At 69.5% G+C, this 16,996-nt stretch carries 17 protein-coding genes; 13 read left to right on the top strand and 4 right to left on the bottom strand.

Annotated features, from left to right (window positions below):
• Positions 1-64: 64 nt before the first annotated feature.
• Positions 65-1,114, bottom strand: coding sequence for a RecB family exonuclease (locus C8E87_RS33210; protein ID WP_133877408.1), 1,050 nt, complete (start codon positions 1,112-1,114; stop codon positions 65-67).
• Between the two features lie 187 nt (positions 1,115-1,301).
• On the opposite strand from C8E87_RS33210, the gene C8E87_RS33215 reads away from it, so the two are divergent.
• The 7 genes from C8E87_RS33215 (at position 1,302) to C8E87_RS33245 (ending at position 9,352) form a co-directional block, all read left to right on the top strand.
• Positions 1,302-2,378: a site-2 protease family protein gene (locus C8E87_RS33215; RefSeq protein ID WP_239080157.1), complete on the top strand. Its 1,077-nt coding sequence runs from the start codon at positions 1,302-1,304 to the stop codon at positions 2,376-2,378.
• Positions 2,378-3,340, top strand: a complete 963-nt coding sequence (locus C8E87_RS33220; RefSeq protein WP_275409058.1) for a tRNA (adenine-N1)-methyltransferase — start codon at positions 2,378-2,380, stop codon at positions 3,338-3,340. Before C8E87_RS33215 ends, C8E87_RS33220 begins: the two co-directional genes overlap by 1 nt.
• A gap of 93 nt (positions 3,341-3,433) precedes the next feature.
• The gene (locus C8E87_RS33225; protein ID WP_166661368.1) at positions 3,434-4,024 is read left to right on the top strand and encodes a hypothetical protein; all 591 of its coding nucleotides are present in this window, start codon (positions 3,434-3,436) and stop codon (positions 4,022-4,024) included.
• Between the two features lie 360 nt (positions 4,025-4,384).
• Positions 4,385-6,166 (top strand): proteasome ATPase, encoded by a 1,782-nt coding sequence (arc, locus tag C8E87_RS33230; protein ID WP_133877409.1) that lies wholly within the window; start codon positions 4,385-4,387, stop codon positions 6,164-6,166.
• Between the two features lie 59 nt (positions 6,167-6,225).
• Positions 6,226-7,473, top strand: a complete 1,248-nt coding sequence (locus C8E87_RS33235; protein WP_133877410.1) for an acyltransferase family protein — start codon at positions 6,226-6,228, stop codon at positions 7,471-7,473.
• A 47-nt stretch (positions 7,474-7,520) separates the two neighbouring features.
• The gene (dop, locus tag C8E87_RS33240) at positions 7,521-9,038 is read left to right on the top strand and encodes a depupylase/deamidase Dop (RefSeq protein ID WP_133877411.1); all 1,518 of its coding nucleotides are present in this window, start codon (positions 7,521-7,523) and stop codon (positions 9,036-9,038) included.
• 98 nt (positions 9,039-9,136) lie between these two features.
• Positions 9,137-9,352 carry a ubiquitin-like protein Pup gene (locus tag C8E87_RS33245; RefSeq protein ID WP_133877412.1) on the top strand — a complete coding sequence of 72 codons (216 nt, stop codon included), beginning with the start codon at positions 9,137-9,139 and terminating at the stop codon, positions 9,350-9,352.
• Positions 9,353-9,538: 186 nt separating this feature from the next.
• On the opposite strand, the gene C8E87_RS45915 is transcribed toward C8E87_RS33245, so the two are convergent.
• A complete protein-coding gene (locus C8E87_RS45915; RefSeq protein WP_239080161.1) occupies positions 9,539-9,865 on the bottom strand; it encodes a hypothetical protein in 327 nt (108 codons plus the stop codon).
• Here C8E87_RS45915 and C8E87_RS45920 point away from each other — a divergent pair.
• From C8E87_RS45920 to C8E87_RS43975, 5 genes are all read left to right on the top strand, one after another.
• Complete coding sequence (locus C8E87_RS45920) at positions 9,797-10,060, top strand: endonuclease VII domain-containing protein (protein ID WP_239080156.1); 264 nt, start codon at positions 9,797-9,799, stop codon at positions 10,058-10,060. The two genes, C8E87_RS45915 and C8E87_RS45920, sit on opposite strands and share 69 nt — an antisense overlap.
• Entirely contained in the window at positions 9,979-10,818 is an 840-nt protein-coding gene (prcB, locus tag C8E87_RS33255; RefSeq protein WP_133877414.1) for a proteasome subunit beta, read from the top strand. The genes C8E87_RS45920 and prcB overlap by 82 nt, the downstream gene beginning before the upstream one ends.
• Positions 10,819-10,871: 53 nt before the next feature.
• A complete protein-coding gene (gene prcA / locus C8E87_RS33260; protein ID WP_133877415.1) occupies positions 10,872-11,729 on the top strand; it encodes a proteasome subunit alpha in 858 nt (285 codons plus the stop codon).
• A 222-nt stretch (positions 11,730-11,951) separates the two neighbouring features.
• Positions 11,952-13,310 (top strand): Pup--protein ligase, encoded by a 1,359-nt coding sequence (pafA, locus tag C8E87_RS33265; protein WP_133877416.1) that lies wholly within the window; start codon positions 11,952-11,954, stop codon positions 13,308-13,310.
• Positions 13,311-13,374: 64 nt separating this feature from the next.
• Complete coding sequence (locus tag C8E87_RS43975; protein ID WP_166661369.1) at positions 13,375-13,548, top strand: hypothetical protein; 174 nt, start codon at positions 13,375-13,377, stop codon at positions 13,546-13,548.
• 207 nt (positions 13,549-13,755) lie between these two features.
• On the opposite strand, the gene C8E87_RS33270 is transcribed toward C8E87_RS43975, so the two are convergent.
• Complete coding sequence (locus C8E87_RS33270) at positions 13,756-15,027, bottom strand: MFS transporter (RefSeq protein ID WP_239080148.1); 1,272 nt, start codon at positions 15,025-15,027, stop codon at positions 13,756-13,758.
• A 62-nt stretch (positions 15,028-15,089) separates the two neighbouring features.
• Between C8E87_RS33270 and C8E87_RS33275 the strand changes: the two genes are divergently transcribed.
• Positions 15,090-15,752, top strand: coding sequence for an O-methyltransferase (locus C8E87_RS33275; protein ID WP_133877417.1), 663 nt, complete (start codon positions 15,090-15,092; stop codon positions 15,750-15,752).
• Here the strand turns inward: C8E87_RS33275 and C8E87_RS33280 are convergent.
• Complete coding sequence (locus C8E87_RS33280) at positions 15,741-16,820, bottom strand: DUF3866 family protein (RefSeq protein WP_133877418.1); 1,080 nt, start codon at positions 16,818-16,820, stop codon at positions 15,741-15,743. The genes C8E87_RS33275 and C8E87_RS33280 overlap by 12 nt on opposite strands.
• Positions 16,821-16,996: the final 176 nt, after the last annotated feature.

Genomic DNA, 16,996 nt, shown 5'->3' on the forward strand with positions numbered 1-16,996 from the left:
CACCCTAAGGCTCAAGCCAAGCAGTCGTCGTGAGGGCTCACGCGCGGCGGCCCGGCGGCCTGGTTCACGCCAAGCGATCGTCGTCGGCTGGGCCCACCTGCAGGGGCACGGCGGGGGCGGACGGGTACGGCGGCGGGGTGCCGCCCTTGGCCGGGCACAGGGCCTGATGGCTGCACCACCCGCAGAGGCGGCTCGGCTTGGGCAGGAAGTTGCGTTCGCGTTTGGCCCGTTCGATCGCCTCGGAGAGGGCGACCAGGGTGCGCTCGAACCGTTCCAGTTCCTCGGCGTCGGGGCTGTAGTCGCAGACCTCGGCGTCCTTCAGGTAGAGCAGGCGCAGCACGCGGGGGACGACGCCGCGGGTGCGCCACAGCACCAGGGCGTAGAACTTCAGCTGGAACAGGGCCCGGCCCTCGAACGCCTCGCGGGGGGCGCCGCCCGTCTTGTAGTCGACCACCCGCAGGTCGCCGCCGGGGGCGACGTCGAGGCGGTCGATGTAGCCGCGGATCAGCAGCTCGTCGTCGACCAGCGTGGACACCAGGGTCTCGCGTTCGGCCGGTTCGAGGCGGCGCGGGTCCTCGACGGCGAAGTAGCCGGGGAGCAGCGCCTGGGCGCCGGACAGGAACGCGGCCAGCCGGGTGTTCTCGTCGGCTGCCGCCAGGGCCGGCCCACCGGTCGCGTCGATCTCAGCGGCGACAGCGGCGGGGTCGACGGTCGGGAAGGCCGAGGCGGCGACACCGACAGGACCGGGGGAGGCGGTGACAGCGGCCGGCGAGCCGGAGAGATCCAGGACGGTCTGACCCGGCACCTCGGAACTGGTGGCCGCGGCGAAGATCTCGCCCAGTCCGGGTTCGCGTTCGAGCAGGCGCCGCCACGTGGGAGCGACCAGGGCGGCGGCGGTCTCGGGGGTGCGCTCGGCGGCGGGCAGGTCGAACAGGGCCTCGAGCACGGCGTGCACCAGAGTGCCGCGTACCTGGTCGGCGGTGGGCTGCTCGGGCAGACGGTCGATCGTGCGGAAGCGGAACAGCAGCGGGCACGTCTTGAAGTCGGCCGCCCGGGACGGCGACAACGAGGGGCCGGTGTGCGGCGCCTGGACTTCAGCGGGGGAGGCCGTCATGGCAAAGAGGCTAGGGCAGAGGTGTGACAAAAACGCCGAGAGGGGGCTCCCAGGTCGCTTCCGTAGCATCGACGTCGTGGACGACAGCACGGCGAGCAGCAACGGGGCCCGGCAGCGGCGGCAGGCACGGCGCTCCGGCCGTCCCGTGGGGCACGTGCTGGGCATCCCGATCTTTGTGAACGGGTCCATGGTGCTGCTGGCCGCGCTGGTCACGCTCGTCTACGGCAATTACGTACGGGGTCAGCTCGACCTGCCCGGCGTGCTGGCGTACGTGGTGGGTTTCGGTTTTGTGCTGTGCCTGCTCGGCTCGGTGCTGCTGCACGAGCTGGGCCACGCCCTGACCGCCCGCCGGTTCTCCATCGGCGTGCGCGGCATCACGCTGGAACTGCTCGGCGGCTGGACGGAGATGGACCGGGAAGCGCCTTCCCCGCGGGTCGACGCGCTGGTCAGCCTGGCCGGCCCGGCCGTCTCGCTGGTTCTCGGCGGGGTGGCCACGGGCGCCTTCCTCGCGCTGCCCGACCGCACCATGGCCGGGCAGATCGCTTTCCAGCTGGCCGCCAGCAACATCCTGGTGGCCGTCTTCAACGTGCTGCCGGGGCTGCCGCTCGACGGCGGCCGCGCGCTGCGGGCCGGCCTGTGGGCGGTCCTCAAGGACCGTAACCGCGCCACCGAGCTGGCCGGCTGGGCGGGCTGGCTGATCGCCTTCGGCACCGGCATGACCGCGTTCTGGTTCTACCGCCTCGGCACGCTCACCCTGCTCGGGCTGCTGTTCGTGCTGCTGGTGGTGTTCACCTTGTGGCAGGGCGCCGGGCAGTCGATCCGCCTGGCCCGGATGACCCGCCGGTTCCCGCTGGTCGACCTCAACCAGCTGGCCCGCCCGCTGCTCACCGTGCCCGCCGGCACGCCGCTCGGCGAGGCCCAGCGGCGCCGCTCGCAGGACCCCCGGCCGGGCGTGGTGCTGGCCGTGTCGGACTCGGCCGGTAATCTCACCGCGTTGGTCGATCCGGTCGCCGCCGAGCGCGTGCCGGTCGACCGGCGCCCGTGGGTGGCCGTCGACACCGTGGCCCGCTCGCGTGACGCGGTGCCCGCGCTCCCGCTCGGGCTCAGCGGCGAGCAGGTGGTCCGCGCGCTGCAGGCCCACCCTGCCGCGCAATACGTCGTCACCTCGGGCGAGGATGTGGTGGGGGTCCTGCGGGTGGGTGACGTCGCCCAGGTGCTGGAGCCCCGCCGTGCCGCACGCCCCGTGAAGCAGAGAGAGAAGTAGTGACCATTTCGCCTGCCACCGTCGTCGACGACTCGCAGCCCGCGCACCGCGGGCCGTTCCGGGCGGGTGACCGCGTCCAGCTCACCGACCCCAAGGGCCGGATGCACACGATCGTGCTGGAGCCGGGCAAGTCGTTCCACACCCACCGCGGCGCGCTGGAGCACGACGCGCTGATCGGCCTGCCCGACGGCAGCGTCGTCACCTCCTCCGGCAGCACGGCCTACCTCGCGTTGCGTCCCCTGCTCAGCGACTACGTGCTGTCGATGCCGCGCGGCGCCCAGGTGATCTATCCGAAGGACGCCGCCCAGATCGTGGCGATGGGCGACATCTTCCCCGGCGCCAAGGTGCTCGAGGCCGGTGTCGGCTCGGGCGCGCTGACCTGTTCGCTGCTGCGCGCCGTGGGCACCAGCGGGGAGCTTCACTCGTACGAGGTGCGGGACGACTTCGCCGCGATCGCGCGCAAGAACGTCGAGTCGTTCTTCGGCGGCCCGCACCCGGCCTGGCACCTGCACTCCGGCGACGTGGCGACCAACCCGGAGACCGGTTTCGACCGGATCGTCCTCGACATGCTGACCCCGTGGGAGGCCCTCGACATGGTCGAGAAGGCGCTCGTGCCGGGCGGGGTGTTCATCGGGTACGTGGCGACCACGCCGCAGCTGTCCGAGCTGGTGGAGGCCCTGCGGGAGCGGGGCGGCTGGACCGAGCCGCGGGCCTGGGAGTCGCTGGTTCGCGACTGGCACGCCGAGGGCCTGGCCGTCCGCCCCGACCACCGCATGATCGCGCACACGGCGTTCCTGGTCTCGGCCCGCAAGCTCGCGCCCGGCGTGACCGCCCCGCCCCGCCGCCGCAAGCCGAGCAAGGGCGCCGAGGCGTACGCGCTCAAACGGGCCGCCCAGGCAGCGCCGGCCGCCCAGCAGGAACCCGCCGACGAGGCCCCCGGCGACCGCTCACCGATCGAATGACGCCTCCTGGCTCGCGGATGTGACGGCGCGCTCAGGGTTCGGGTAGCTTCCAGTTCGGCAGTGGCACGGCTCGGGGAGGATCGGGTGGGCGCGATGAGTTCTCCGCCGTTCGGCGGCAGCAACGAGATGCCGGCGGTCTTCCCCGACTGGTCGCCCTACCAGGACCTCGACTCGGCCGCCCGCGCCTACCTGCGCGACCCCGAGGTGGCGCTGGACGCGCTGTTCGGCGTGCTGCGCGGCGCCTCGGTGCTCAGCTTCACCCTCGAACGCTTCGTCAACGAGGTCAACGGCGTCTGGCAGGAGGTCGTCATCTGCGACGGCAGCCGCCTGGTGCTGTGGCACGGCGAGGACGTCGCGCCCGGTGACGGCCCGGTCGGCTCGATGACCTCGTCGCTGCGGGTGGTGCCGCTGTCCACGGTCACCGAGGTCGGCTGCCGGCGCCGGCTCACCCGCACCTCCAACGGCCAGGCCCGGGTCGACAGCATCGACGTCTACCTGCTGCTCAGCTCGGTCGACGACGCCGTGCCGCCGCCCGGCATGGATGAAGGTGAATCACGCGCCACCATCCGCCACGACGCGCTGCGCTTCGGCAAGACGCTCGACGACGGCGGCCCCGGCCAGATCGCCCGGCTGGAGGAGTTCTCGCGGGTGGTCGCGTCCCTGGTGGGCCGTCCGACCCTTTAGGGGTGATCCGGCACCGTCGACACACGTTTCCGCCGTGTGACTTTTTTCTATGTTTCCCGAGGCGGCGCCGCCCCGTCCCGACGGTGACAACCCCCTGCCGTACGCCCGTGCGCCTCCTGCCGCAAATGGGCCGTTTCGCCGCTGCGCAGCAGGTAGACCCCGTCATGCCCCCGGCCCGGCGTCAACCGGGCCGTCGGCGGGCGCGGGCCCGGCCGATGGTGCGGAACGGGGCCGGGAAAGGCCTTGCGGGCACCGGCCGAATGGATCAAGACTCGGTGACGAGGGTGTTGCACGGGTCGAAATCCGGCCCGCAGCGGCTAGTGTTAACCCAAGACGTTCGAGCCCCCGGGGAGGTGGGACGTGGCACGTAGCGACGAGGCGGATTCACGCGCCGCACGTTGGGAGAAAGAGGCCAACGATCTCTCCAGCCAGGTTGCGTTCCTGCAAGAGGAACTCGCCCTTGTTCGGCGGAAGTTGACCGAAAGCCCACGACACGTCCGGCAGCTCGAGGAACGGCTCGCGGCAACGCAGGCGCAGCTGGCCCGACTGACCGAGAACAACGACCGGCTCGTGGCGACCCTCAAGGAAGCCCGGGCCCAGATCGTCACTCTCAAGGAAGAGATTGACCGGCTCGCCCAGCCGCCCAGCGGTTACGGCGTTTTCCTGTCGGCCCACGAGGACGGCACGGTGGATGTCTTCACCGGCGGCCGCAAGCTCCGCGTGGCGGTCTCGCCGTCCCTCGAGGTCGACGACCTGCAGCGCGGGCAGGAAGTCCTGCTCAACGACGCGCTCAACGTTGTCGACGCGTTCGGCTTCGAGCGCACCGGTGAGGTGGTCACGCTCAAAGAGGTCCTCGCGGGCCCCGACGGCAAACGCGGCGACCGTGCCCTGGTCGTCTCGCACGCCGACGAGGAGCGGATCGTCTCGCTCGCCGACTCGCTCGAGATCGGGAAACTCCGCGCGGGCGACTCGCTCATGATCGAGCCGCGGTCGGCGTACGCGTACGAGCGGATCCCCAAGAGCGAGGTCGAGGAACTCGTCCTCGAGGAGGTCCCCGACGTCGACTACACCGACATCGGCGGCCTGCACTCGCAGATCGAGCAGATCCGCGACGCGGTGGAGCTGCCGTTCCTGCACGCCGACCTGTTCCGGGAGCACCAGCTGCGCCCGCCCAAGGGCATCCTGCTCTACGGCCCGCCCGGCTGCGGCAAGACCCTGATCGCCAAGGCGGTCGCCAACTCGCTGGCGAAAAAGATCGCCGAGCGGCGCGGCGAGGAGAAGCACACCAGCTACTTCCTCAACATCAAGGGTCCGGAACTGCTCAACAAGTACGTGGGTGAGACCGAGCGGCACATCCGCCTGGTCTTCCAGCGGGCCCGTGAGAAGGCCGGCGAGGGCACCCCGGTGATCGTGTTCTTCGACGAGATGGACTCGATCTTCCGGACCCGTGGCTCCGGCGTCTCCAGCGACGTGGAGAACACGATCGTTCCCCAGCTCCTCAGCGAGATCGACGGCGTCGAGGGCCTGGAAAACGTGATCGTGATCGGCGCCTCCAACCGCGAGGACATGATCGACCCGGCCATCCTGCGCCCCGGCCGGCTCGACGTGAAGATCAAGATCGAGCGTCCGGACGCCGAGGCGGCCAAGGACATCTTCGGCAAGTACATCCTGCCCGGCCTGCCGCTGAGCACGGACGACCTGGCCGAGCACGGCAACGACCCCGACGTCACCGTGGCGGCGATGATCGACGCCGTGGTCATGCGGATGTACACGGAGTCCGAGGAGAACCGCTTCCTCGAGGTCACCTACGCCAACGGTGACAAGGAAGTCCTCTACTTCAAGGACTTCAACTCCGGCGCCATGATCCAGAACATCGTGGACCGCGGCAAGAAGATGGCCATCAAGGAATTCCTCACCAGCGGCAAGAAGGGGCTGCGCCTGCAGCACCTGCTCGACTCCTGCGTCGACGAGTTCCGCGAGAACGAGGACCTGCCCAACACCACCAACCCCGACGACTGGGCCCGCATCTCCGGCAAGAAGGGCGAACGGATCGTCTACATCCGCACGCTCGTCTCCGGCGGCAAGGGCGCCGAAGCCGGCCGCTCCATCGAGACGGCCAGCAACACCGGTCAGTACCTGTAGGTTTTCCCGGCGGCGCGGGCTGGGGGTTTCCCCCGGCCCGCGTTGTCGTTGCACCCGGCATGAGACGCCTGGACTGGCTCGATGCCTTGCGCGGGCTCGCCGCGATCACCGTCGTGCTGTTCCACCTCAGCCCGCAGATGATCGGCAACGAGGCGCACCTGGCGGTGATGCGCCACATCGACCTCGGCAAGACCGCCGTGCTGCTGTTCTTCCTGGTCAGTGGATACGTCATCCCGATGTCGCTGGAACGGCACGGGTCGCTGCGCCGGTTCTGGATCGGGCGGCTGCTGCGGATCTACCCCGCCTACCTGGCCACGATCGCCCTGTTCGCCCTGCTCGCCGCGGCCGGGCTGCTGCACTGGCAAGGGTCGCTGCGCGCCGAGACCGGCGCCGGGCTGCTCGCCCACGTCACGATGATGACCGACCTCGTCGGGGTGCGCGGCGTCGTCCGGGTCTTCTGGACCCTCACGTACGAGATGGTGTTCTACCTCGTCGTCACGGGACTGTTCGCCTGGCGGCTGCACCGGCACAGCGCCTGGTACGCGGCGGCACTCGCCCTGATCGCGTGGCTGCCGCTGCCCGACGACCTGCTCGGGAGCACCCCGGCGAGCCGGCGCGCCCTTGCCGGCGTACTGGTGCTCGGTCTGCTCCTGACCCTGACCTTGATCTTCGCCGGACGGGCGAAGGCGGCCGGTGTGGTGGCGATGGCGTTCGTGCTCGTGCCGGCGATCAACGGGCACCCCACCGTGGCCGGCACCGTCCGATCATCACAACAGGCGCTGCTGCTGCTCGCCGTCATGTTCGCCGGCACCGTGATCTACCGCTGGCAACACGGGCAGATCGGACCGGCAGCCGGATCGGTGGCGCTCGCCGTGGTCGCCGCCGGCCTCATCGGGGCGCAATGGACACAGCGCGCCTGGCCGGCCAATGTGTTCGCGGTTGCGACGATTTCCCTCATCGCGTACGCATTTCGGCGGCGCTCGATGCCACAGACGCTCACCTGGCTCGGCCGGATCAGCTACTCGCTGTACCTGCAACACGTGATCGTCCTGTTCCTGTTGCCCCACATCATCCCGGATGTCGGGACACAACCCCTCCCCGTACGCGTGATTACCGGGCTGACGTACCTCGCCACGGTCCTCGCCCTCGCCTGGCTCTCATACCGCATCGTGGAACAACCAGCGCAGCGACTCGGCCGGCGCCTCGCCGCCAAGATCGACACCCGTGGACGGCCCCACCCGCAACCGTCAACCCAGCGTGCCGCGCCCGGCACGGGGCGGGGCGAGAACACGCGCGAGAGCGTCTAGGCTCGATGCATGAGCAGCAGGGGCAACATGGCGGGCGGGGTGGTCGCATGAGCGTTCGACGGATAATGGGCACCGAGGTCGAGTACGGCATCAGCGTCCCCGGGCAACCCGGCGCCAACCCGATGGTCACCTCCTCGCAGGTGGTCAACGCGTACGGAGCCCGGCCCGAGCTCAACCGCGGCGGACGCGCCCGATGGGACTACGAAGAAGAATCACCGCTGCGCGACGCACGGGGATTCACCTACTCCGGAGCCGCCTACGACCCGGCCGACGCCCTCGCCGACGAAGACCTCGGCCTGGCCAACGTCATACTGACCAACGGCGCCCGCCTCTACGTCGACCACGCCCACCCCGAATACAGCACCCCCGAATGCACCAACCCCCTCGACGTCGTCAAATGGGACAAAGCCGGTGAACGCGTCATGGCCGAAGCCTCCCGGCGCGCCGCCACCATCCCCGGCACCCACCGCATCCAGCTCTACAAGAACAACACCGACAACAAAGGCGCCTCGTACGGGTCCCACGAGAACTACCTGATGCGCCGGCAGACACCGTTCGCCGACATCGTCGCCCACCTCACCCCGTTCTTCGTCACCCGGCAGATCTTCACCGGCGTGGGCCGCGTCGGCCTCGGACAGGACGGCAGCGGCGCCGGCTTCCAGATCTCCTCCCGCGCCGACTTCTTCGAAGTCGAGGTCGGCCTCGAAACCACCCTCAAACGGCCCATCATCAACACCCGCGACGAACCCCACGCCGACGCCGACAAATACCGCCGGCTGCACGTCATCATCGGCGACGCCAACCTCTCCGAGATCGCCACCTACCTCAAAATGGGCACCACCTCGCTGGTGCTCAACATGATCGAGGAAAAGGTGTTCAGCGGCGACCTCGGCATCGCCGACCCGGTCAGCGAACTCAAAGCCGTCAGCCACGACCCCGCCCTCCAGCACCTCATCCGGCTGCGCGACGGCCGCAAACTCACCGCGCTCGACCTGCAATGGGCCTACTACGAACGCGCCCGCGAATTCGTCGACCAGCGCGAAGGCGACGACGCCGACGAACAGACCCGCGACGTGCTCGACCGGTGGGAAGACACCCTCGACAAACTCGGCCGCGACCCCTTCGAATGCGCCGACACCCTCGACTGGGTCGCCAAACTGCGGCTCCTCGAGGGCTACCGCGAACGGGAGAACCTCGCCTGGTCGTCGCCGAAGCTCCAGCTGGTCGACCTGCAGTACGCCGACGTGCGGCCCGAAAAAGGCCTCTACCACCGGCTGGTCGCGCGCGGCTCGATGAAGACGCTGCTCGACCCGGCCGAGACGCAGCGCGCCATGGCCGAACCGCCCGAGGACACCCGGGCCTACTTCCGGGGCCGGTGCCTCGCGCAGTACGCGTCCGAAGTGGTCGCCGCCAGCTGGGACTCGGTCATCTTCGACGTCGGGCGCGAGTCGCTGGTGCGGGTGCCGATGATGGAGCCCGAGCGCGGCACCAAGAAGCACGTGGGAGCCCTGTTCGACAAGTGCGAGAGCGCCAAGGACCTGCTCGAAGTGATCACCAGTCGCTGAGAAACACCGGATCCGGCGAGTCGTTCTGTCACAGGGGCGAGGTAGATTTTGATCGACCCGTAGCCGTGGGCTTCGGGTGGCGCAGAAGGGGGAATCCGATGGCAACTCGGGACACCGGCGGGCAGTCGCAGTCGGGCAAGGGCCGGCAGGACGAGCAAGTCGACGAGACCACTACTGAAGCCAACCCTGAGGTAGCCGAGCGGCACGCCGAAATCACCGAGGACGTCGACGACCTTTTGGACGAAATCGACAGCGTCCTTGAGGAAAATGCAGAAGAATTTGTCCGCGGATATGTACAAAAAGGCGGAGAGTAGGGCATAAGAGGCAAAACGGACATGCCTCTCCCGAACGACGACGAGAACGGGCGGCGACGCTGTCGCGATTGCGGCGAGTGGAAGCCGCTCGATCTCTTCTGCTCCAACAGCAAGCGGCCTGACGGCCGTGGGAGTTATTGCAGGGACTGCTTCAACGTCAGGTCCAAAGCAAGCTATGCGAAGCGGCTACGCGAGAAGCAGGGCCGAGAAGTCCAGCCTCGCCGAGAGGTGCCCGAAGGCCACCGTTACTGTCCTGACTGCGGCGAGACCAAGCCGCTTGACGACTTCCCTCGCAGTCGTAATGACAGCGGCGGCCGCGGGCGCTACTGCAAGCCGTGCCACAACGCGCGTGGGCAGGAGACGAGGCAGCGCCTTTATGGCGGCTCTCGCGAATACCACCTGCGGGCGCGCTATGGGATCGGGCAGGCTGACTTCGACGAGCTGTTGTGGCGGCAGTTCGGGGTGTGCGCGATCTGCCGCGCTCCCGACCCTCAACACGTCGATCACGATCATCGCACCGGTGAGGTGCGCGGGATATTGTGCTTCAACTGCAACGGCGGTCTGGGGCAGTTCAGGGACAACCTGGAGTACCTGGCCGGCGCGATCGAATACCTGAAGGGGACCACGTGCCAAAGGACTTTGATCCATCCGGGCGTCTACCGGATTTCTTCGTCAACGCGGGAACGTCGTCCTTCACGCAGTTCCTGACCCACGTGTCTCCTGAGCTGCTTCCGGGCCGCCGGCCGCTGCCGCCGGGCCTGTCCGCGGACATCGCGCCGCACGGCACGACGATCGTGGCGATCGCCACGGCCGAGGGCGTGGTGATGGGCGGCGACCGGCGGGCGACGATGGGCAATCTCATCGCCAGCCGTGACATCGAGAAGGTGCACCCGGCCGATTCGTACTCGTTGATCGGCATCGCGGGCACGGCGGGCATCGGCATCGAGTTGATGCGCCTGTTCCAGGTGGAGCTGGAGCACTACGAAAAGATCGAGGGCACGATGCTCTCGCTGGACGGTAAGGCGAACCGTCTGGCGGGCATGGTGCGCGGCAATCTGGGCGCGGCGATGCAGGGTTTGGCCGTGGTGCCGTTGTTCGCGGGTTTCGACGTGTCGCCGGCCGACCCGTCGAAGGTGGGCCGGATCTTCAGTTTCGACGTGGCAGGCGGTCTGTACGAGGAGACGGGCTACGACGCGATCGGTTCGGGTTCGTTGTTCGCGAAGTCGGCGTTGAAGAAGAAGTACCGGGCGGGTCTGAGCACCGGCGAGGCGATCCGGTTCGCGGTGGAGGCGCTGTACGACGCGGCCGACGACGACACGGCGACCGGTGGTCCCGACCTGACCCGCAAGATTTTCCCGGTGGTGATGACGGCGACGGCGAGCGGGGTGCACCGCCTGTCGGATGCCGAGATCACCGCGGTGGCCGAGCAGGTCGTCGCCGGGCGCATGGAAAATCCGGGCGGCTGAGTCCGGTTGTAGTTCGCAGCCGAATTCACCAGGACGAGAGGGAGTAGCCACCCGTGGCCATGCAGTTCTACGCTTCGCCCGAGCAGGTCCAGCGTGACCGCTCGGAGTACGCCCGCAAGGGCATTGCCCGCGGCCGTTCCGCCGTGGTGCTCACGTATGAGGGCGGCATTCTGCTGGTCGCCGAGAACATCACCACCCTGCGCAAGATCAGCGAGATCTACGACAAGATCGGGTTCGCGGCGGTGGGGCGGTACAACGAGTTCGAGTCGCTGCGCCGGGCCGGGATCCGGATGGCCGATGTGAACGGCTACAGCTATGACCGGCGCGATGTGACGGGCCGGTTCCTGGCCAACGCGTTCACGCAGACGTTGGGTGCGATCTTCACCGAGACGCAGAAGCCGTACGAGGTGGAGATCTGCATCGCCCAGGTGGGCTCGTCGCCGGAGACCGACGAGTTGTACCGGATCACGTACGACGGTTCGGTCATGGACGAGCCGGGTTTCATGGCGATGGGCGGTCAGGCCGAGGCGATCTCGAATGTGCTGCGGGAGCGTCATGACGCGACCGCCGACCTGAAGACCGCGCTGCACCTGGCGGCCGAGGCGCTGGGCAGTGTGGGCGGCGAGAACGGCCAGACCCGCAGTCTCGACTCCAAGCAGCTCGAGGTGGCGGTGCTCGACCGCCGGCGCAAGGGCCGGGCGTTCCGGCGTATTCACGGCGCGTCGCTGGTGACGTTGCTCAAGGGCGAGCAGGACGTGCCGGAGGGGGATCTGGGCGACGTGGACGCCGCTCCGCCGCAGCAGGCCACCGAGAAGCCCACGGTTTCGGCCGCGGCAGAGGAGCAGCCGGCGAAGGCGCCGGAGGGTGATCCGGCCGAGCCGTCCGACGGGGTCAACGGCGACGGTTCCTGATTTCGGTGTTCCCGGGGTGCGGCGCGGGCCGTGCCCCGGGCGCCGGCCCGGGTTCCGGGTGCGGTTGGCACGGCGTCGGGGTTGTCACGGCGTACGGGGAAACGGTTTTGATCGGGCGGTGGGGCCGCCACCTGCCCTGGTGACGTGGAAACGTTCGTCTGTAACGACTCTCCGGGCGTTGGGTGACTGCCAATGGGTGGCTTATGCGGCTAGTGTTTCGTCATGGAACGGCGAATTTTCGGCCTCGAGACCGAGTACGGAGTCACGTGTACTTACCGGGGGCAGCGGCGGCTGTCGCCGGACGAGGTGGCTCGCTACCTGTTCCGCCGAGTGGTGTCCTGGGGACGCAGCAGCAACGTCTTCCTTCGTAACGGTGCCCGCCTCTATCTCGACGTCGGATCCCACCCGGAGTATGCGACCCCCGAGTGCGACTCCGTCACCGACCTGGTCGCTCATGACCGGGCCGGCGAGCGCATCCTCGAGGGCCTGCTCGTCGACGCCGAGAAACGGCTGCACGACGAGGGCATCGCGGGCGAGATCTACCTGTTCAAGAACAACACCGACTCGGCCGGCAACTCGTACGGGTGCCACGAGAACTATCTTGTGTCCCGGCACGGCGAGTTCGGCCGGCTCGCCGACGTCCTGATCCCGTTCCTCGTGACCCGTCAGCTGATCTGCGGCGCCGGCAAGGTCCTGCAGACGCCGCGCGGGGCGGTGTTCTGCCTGTCGCAGCGCGCCGAGCACATCTGGGAGGGTGTGTCCAGCGCGACGACGCGTTCCCGCCCGATCATCAACACCCGCGACGAGCCGCACGCGGATGCGGAGCGGTACCGCCGCCTGCACGTGATCGTCGGGGACTCGAACATGAACGAGGTGACGACGCTGCTCAAGGTGGGCAGCGCCGACATCGTCCTGCGCATGATCGAGGCCGGGGTGGTGATGCGTGACCTGTCGCTGGAGAACCCGATCCGGGCGATCCGCGAGGTCAGCCACGACATCACCGGCCGCCGCAAGATCCGCCTGGCCAACAACAAGGAGGTCAGCGCGCTCGAGATCCAGCAGGAGTACCTGGCGAAGGCGACCGAGTTCGTCGAGCGCCGCGGCGGCGACCAGACCGCGAAGCGGGTGGTGGAGCTGTGGGGCCGGGTGCTCAACGCGATCGAGAGCGGCGACCTCGACCCGGTGTCCCGCGAGATCGACTGGGTGTCGAAGTACAAGCTGATCGAGCGGTACCAGGCCAAGCACGAGATCCCGATGTCGCACCCGCGGATCGCGCAGCTCGACCTGGCGTACCACGACGTGCGCCGGGGCCGCGGCCTGTACGCGTTGATGGAGAAGCGGAAGCAGGTCGACCGTATCTCCAACGACCTGGACATTTTCGAGGCCAAGGAGACGCCGCCGCAGACGACCCGGGCCCGGCTGCGCGGCGAGTTCATCCGCCACGCGCAGGAGAAACGCCGCGACTTCACCGTCGACTGGGTGCATCTGAAGCTGAACGACCAGGCGCAGCGGACGGTGCTGTGCAAGGACCCGTTCCGCGCGTACGACGAGCGGGTGGAGCGGCTGATCGCCAGCATGTGAGGGTGCGGCCGGGGCCGTGAGCGTCCGGACCGGCCGAGTTGTGAGCGTTTAGGCTGGTCGGGTCATGAACGGACCCGACCAGCCTCGTGAGCTCAGCCGTTTCGAACGGCGGCGTGAGCGCATCCGTGCCGAGATTCGCCGCAATCGTGAGGGCGGCCACCGCGTGCCGACGTGGGTGCTGGCGGTGATTCTCGGGGCTTTCCTGGTGGGATGGGTTCTGCTGATCGTCACTTCGTGAAGAGGATCGATGTCGTAGCGGGGTGGTGGGTGACGGACCGTCGCTCCCGCCGAGGGTCGCTTCGCTCCGATGTGCGTGAGTGGTTGCGCCCGAAAACCCTTGTCGGCGGGCCCGCGTCGAAGCGGGTCCCGAGTTCGTGCTGACCCACAACCCGCCCGCCAGTTGTTACTGGCGGGCCTGTTCGAACGGAGGCGGTCGAACGGGTGTTCAGGGGCGGCCGGCCCGCTCGTGTTGCAGCTCGGCGTCGATGGCGTCCGGCGCGCCGCCGAATTCGTCTGCCACTTCCCCCGCGACCTGGGGTGCGGCCGGGGCGGCCAGGCGGGCGTCGGCGGCGGCCAGCATCCGGTGTCCGCTCGCCAGCACCAGCACGCCGAGCAGCACGGCCACGGCGCCCGCGAGGAACGGGACGTGGATGTTCCCGTGGTCGACCATTTTGCCCGCCACGAACGGGGCCAGGCCGCCGCCGATGAAGCGGACGAAGCCGTACGTGGCTGAGGCGATCGGCCGTTCGACCGGGGACACCAGCATGACCGCCTGCGTGGTCAGCGTGTTGTTGATGCCGACCGTGACGCCGCTGAGCACGACGCAGGCGATCAGGGCCCACCGTACGTCGGTGAACACGCCGATCAGGAGCAGCAGCACGGCGAACGAGCCGAGGGCGCCGTACAGGGAAGGGGCGGTGCCGAAGCGGGACTGCAGCCACGGCGCTCCCACGATGGAGAAGACGGCGACGAGCAGGCCCCACCCGAAGAACACGAAGCCGAGCTGGATGGCGGACAGTTCCATCGGGTAGGGCGCGTAGCCCAGCATCGTGAAGAAGCCCCAGTTGTAGAACAGCGCCGCGACGCACATGGTGAGCAGCGGGCGGTGCCGCAGGGCGAGCAGCGGCTCCGGCAGGGCGACCTTGCGCGGTGGCGGGGGTGTCTTGTCGAGCAGGACGACCGTGGCGACGAGCGCGATGGACATCAGGGCCGCGACCCCGAAGAACGGGCCCCGCCAGCTGATGTCGCCGAGCAGGCCGCCGATCAGCGGGCCGGCCGCGATGCCCAGGCCCAGGGCGGCTTCGTAGAGCACGATCGCGCCCGCGAAGCCGCCGGAGGCGGAGGCCACGATGACGGCCAGGGAGGTGGCGATGAACATGGCGTTGCCCAGACCCCAGCCGGCGCGGAAGCCGACGATGCCGCCGATCGAGCCGGACAGCCCGGCCAGCGCGCTGAACACGACGATGACGGCGAGACCGGTGATGAGGGTGCGTTTGGGGCCGATGCGGCTGGACACCCAGTTGACGCCGAGCATCGCGATCGCGGTGACCACCAGGTAGCTGGTGAACAGCAGGCTGACCTGGCTCGGGGAGGCGTGCAGCTGTTCGGAGAGGGCGGGCAGGATCGGGTCGACCAGGCCGATGCCCATGAAGCTGACGACGCAGGCGAAGGCGACCGCGAAGACCGCCTTGGGCTGCTTCAGGAGAGTGGATCGCACCCGAGAAGCATAATCTGCTTATATATTGCTTGCGAGGGGTCCGGGGTGTGACGGTGGTCGGCATGACCGACATCATCAATCCGGCCGTCAGCGACTACCTGCTCGGGCACTGCACCCCGGCCGACGAGGTGCTGCGGGACCTGGCCGCCGAGACCCGGTCCACGCTGCCCGCGCAGGCCGGCATGCAGATCTCGCACGACGAGGGCGAGCTGCTCACCATGCTGGTGCGGCTCACCGGGGCCCGGCTGGCCGTCGAGATCGGCGTCTTCACCGGGTACTCGTCGATCTGCATCGCGCGGGGCCTGCCCAAGGACGGCCGCCTGCTCGCCTGCGACGTGTCCGAGGAGTTCACCGCCGTGGCCCGCCGCTACTGGGCCCGGGCGGGTGTCGACGCGCTCATCGACCTCACGCTCGGCCCGGCCATCGACACGGTCCGCGCGTTCGGTCCCGAACCCGTGATCGACTTCGCGTTCGTCGACGCCGACAAGACCGGCTACCCGGCCTACTACGAGGAACTGGTCCCGCGGATGCGCCCGGGCGGCCTGATCGTGATCGACAACGTGCTGCGCGACGGGCGTGTCCTCGACCCGTCCGACGACAGCGACCGGGCGGTGGCCGGCCTCAACGACCGCATCGTGCGCGACGACCGCGTCGAGTCGGTGATGCTGCCCGTACGCGACGGCGTGACCCTCGTACGCAAGAAGGGGTTGACCTCAGATCAGTGAGGCCGCGAACCGGCCCGCCGCCGCGGCAGCGAGGAAGTAGGCGTAGTCCTCGTCGAGTTTGCGGCCCATCGTCGACAGGGGCACCGGGCTCGACCGCAGCGCCGCGTCGAGCCCGCCGATGCTGACGCGGGGGAGGCGATGCCGTGCGGCCAGCGGCGCCAGCGCGGCGTCGATCTCCGCTGCCAGGGCGGGCTCCAGGCCGTCCGGCACCGGCAGGTCGGCGGGAGTCAGGGCCACCTTCCCGTACGCGGTGAGGCTGTGATGCGACACGCCACGGTGCCGCGGCCGCCCGTCACCGGTGGAGATGCGCAGCGAGCCCACCGGCCGCCCGCCCAGGACGCCGATCGCGTTCACCGCCTCGCCCAGCGCCACCCCGGAGAACCCCCAGATGGTGCCGGTGCCCAGGTTGCCCGGGCCCTGCGCGACGATCGTGACGTCGGCGTGCAGCACGTGCCGCGCGGCGAGCAGGCCGGTGTGCACGGTGCTCGCCTCCAGGTCACCCCCGTACGCCTGGCCGGTCGTGACCGTGCCCGCCAGGTGGGGGCGCAGGCCGTCGAGGGTGCGCGAGAACCATGCGGGCAGCGCCCCGCCGTCCGTCATCACGTACGCGACCCGGGCCCGTGACCTGTCGGCGTGGATGCCCGCGAGGACGGCGGGCAGCGCGGAGTGCAGGTCGGCGGTGACCACGGGCATGCCGTCGAGCGATTCGGCCGCGGCCATCACCGCCCGGTGGAGCGAGGCCTCCTCGTCGACGCCGAGCCGGATGACCTGCAGCGGCGTGTAGCGGGCCTTGACCAGATGCCCCGAGTCACGGGTGGTGGCGTCGTCGGGCGGGTCGGGCGGCAGCCGGTCGGGCAGCGCGACGACCAGCGCGTACCCACCCGTGCCGAGCCCCATGACCAGCGCGCCCACGTTGAGCAGGACCCGGTCGCCGACGACCGGGTCGCCGACCTGGTCGGGGTACGCCAGCGCGCGCAGCGGGCCGTCGCCGGTGACCACGTCGAGCTCGACCGCGCCGTGCCACCGCCGCCGAACCGCCTGGACCGTCCCGGACCGCCACCGCACCATGGCCGCCAACCCTATAGGCCGGCCCCGCCGTCGGCGTGGTTGCGGCCCGCCCGTCCGCGGGCCGGGGTCGAGGAGGACGTACCGGAGAGCGGGGAAACAGGCCCGCGGGCGCGGAGGGGCAGCAGGAACCGGCGGTCGTGGCCAGGCTGGCCAGGCCGGCGGCGACGACGATGCCG

Source organism: Paractinoplanes brasiliensis (genome assembly GCF_004362215.1).
GTDB lineage: Bacteria > Actinomycetota > Actinomycetes > Mycobacteriales > Micromonosporaceae > Actinoplanes > Actinoplanes brasiliensis.

Coding starts and splice junctions, on each gene's coding strand:
- C8E87_RS33210 (WP_133877408.1), bottom strand. CDS start 1,114: ATGACGGCCTCCCCCGCTGAAGTCCAGGCGCCGCACACCGGCCCCTCG.
- C8E87_RS33215 (WP_239080157.1), top strand. CDS start 1,302: ATGGTGCTGCTGGCCGCGCTGGTCACGCTCGTCTACGGCAATTACGTA.
- C8E87_RS33225 (WP_166661368.1), top strand. CDS start 3,434: ATGAGTTCTCCGCCGTTCGGCGGCAGCAACGAGATGCCGGCGGTCTTC.
- C8E87_RS33235 (WP_133877410.1), top strand. CDS start 6,226: ATGAGACGCCTGGACTGGCTCGATGCCTTGCGCGGGCTCGCCGCGATC.
- dop (WP_133877411.1), top strand. CDS start 7,521: ATGAGCGTTCGACGGATAATGGGCACCGAGGTCGAGTACGGCATCAGC.
- C8E87_RS33245 (WP_133877412.1), top strand. CDS start 9,137: ATGGCAACTCGGGACACCGGCGGGCAGTCGCAGTCGGGCAAGGGCCGG.
- C8E87_RS45915 (WP_239080161.1), bottom strand. CDS start 9,865: ATGATCGTGATCGACGTGTTGAGGGTCGGGAGCGCGGCAGATCGCGCA.
- pafA (WP_133877416.1), top strand. CDS start 11,952: ATGGAACGGCGAATTTTCGGCCTCGAGACCGAGTACGGAGTCACGTGT.
- C8E87_RS43975 (WP_166661369.1), top strand. CDS start 13,375: ATGAACGGACCCGACCAGCCTCGTGAGCTCAGCCGTTTCGAACGGCGG.
- C8E87_RS33275 (WP_133877417.1), top strand. CDS start 15,090: ATGACCGACATCATCAATCCGGCCGTCAGCGACTACCTGCTCGGGCAC.
- C8E87_RS33280 (WP_133877418.1), bottom strand. CDS start 16,820: ATGGTGCGGTGGCGGTCCGGGACGGTCCAGGCGGTTCGGCGGCGGTGG.